Origin of the sequence: Burkholderia sp. Ac-20392 (genome assembly GCF_017104585.1) — a bacterium.
GTDB classification, from domain to species: Bacteria; Pseudomonadota; Gammaproteobacteria; order Burkholderiales; family Burkholderiaceae; genus Burkholderia; species Burkholderia lata.
This window is the reverse complement of the sequence record NZ_JAAGPB010000983.1, coordinates 1-1,381: the sequence shown is the minus strand read 5'-3', so window position 1 is coordinate 1,381 and position 1,381 is coordinate 1. Positions and strand designations below refer to the sequence as shown.

The following is a 1,381-nucleotide window of genomic DNA, read 5'->3' as shown; positions in this document are numbered from 1 at the left end:
CTCTGCGCCCCGCCCACCCCGCGTGCGCGGCCGTTGCGCTGCCCGACACTATCGCCTCGATTGAAACTCTCGTTCGGCAACGCAGCAACGGGGCCTTTATAATGCGCGTCTGATACCCATCTATGACGGCATCCCGGTCAACCCGGATCGTACGGCGAGCCCTACCCCGCCCGCCGCGGCCGCCTTTTACGGATTCGCACATGTCCACGCCCAAACACGCCAAAGTCCTGATTCTCGGTTCCGGCCCCGCCGGCTACACGGCTGCCGTCTACGCGGCACGCGCCAACCTGTCCCCGGTGCTGATCACCGGCATCGCGCAGGGCGGCCAGCTGATGACCACGACCGACGTCGAAAACTGGCCGGCAGACGCGAAAGGCGTACAGGGTCCGGAGCTGATGGCGCGCTTCCTCGAGCACGCCGAGCGCTTCAACACCGAAATCGTGTTCGATCACATCCACACCGCGAAGCTGCACGAGCAGCCGATCCGCCTGATCGGCGACTCGGGCGAATACACGTGCGACTCGCTGATCATCGCGACCGGCGCGTCCGCGCAGTATCTCGGCCTCCCGTCCGAAGAATTGTTCATGGGCAAGGGCGTGTCGGCCTGCGCGACCTGCGACGGCTTCTTCTATCGCGGCCAGGAAGTCGCGGTGATCGGCGGCGGCAACACGGCCGTCGAGGAAGCGCTCTACCTGACGGGCATCGCGAAGAAGGTCACGGTGATCCACCGCCGCGACAAGTTCCGCGCGGAGCCGATCCTGATCGACCGCCTGCTGGAGAAGGAAAAGGAAGGCGCCGTCGTGATCAAGTGGGATCACGTGCTCGACGAAGTGACGGGCGAAGATTCGGGCGTCACGGGCCTGCGCATCAAGAACGTGAAGACCGGCGCGACCGAAGATCTCGCCGTGCAAGGCGTGTTCGTCGCGATCGGCCACAAGCCGAACACCGACCTGTTCCAGGGTCAGCTCGAAATGAAGGACGGCTACATCCTGACGAAGAGCGGCCTGCACGGCAACGCGACGTCGACGAGCGTCGCGGGCGTGTTCGCCGCGGGCGACGTGCAGGACAACGTGTACCGCCAGGCGATCACCAGCGCCGGCACGGGCTGCATGGCCGCGCTCGACGCGCAGCGCTACCTCGAAAGCCTGCACGACAAGAAGTAAGCCGCGAGACCTGTCGCGCCGGGCGCTACAATGGCGTCCGCTGCCGCGAAGCGGGTCTGGCCGGACAAGCCGCTGCCGCCGCGCAGCGGCTTTTTTTTGCCCGCGCGCCCGAACGCGCCTGCCCTGCGTACCGAATCATGGCGAAGAACCAGCCCCATCCGAGCGATCCCGCGAAGCGGCAGATCGCCGCCCGTCCCGCGAACCCCGCGCCCGTCGCA

At 66.6% G+C, this 1,381-nt stretch carries 1 protein-coding gene; it reads left to right on the top strand.

All coding sequences use genetic code 11. From position 1 onward, the window contains the following. Positions 1–200 precede the first annotated feature (200 nt). The gene (gene trxB / locus G3N99_RS40265; protein ID WP_174941416.1) at positions 201–1,163 is read left to right on the top strand and encodes a thioredoxin-disulfide reductase; all 963 of its coding nucleotides are present in this window, start codon (positions 201–203) and stop codon (positions 1,161–1,163) included. Positions 1,164–1,381 lie beyond the last annotated feature (218 nt).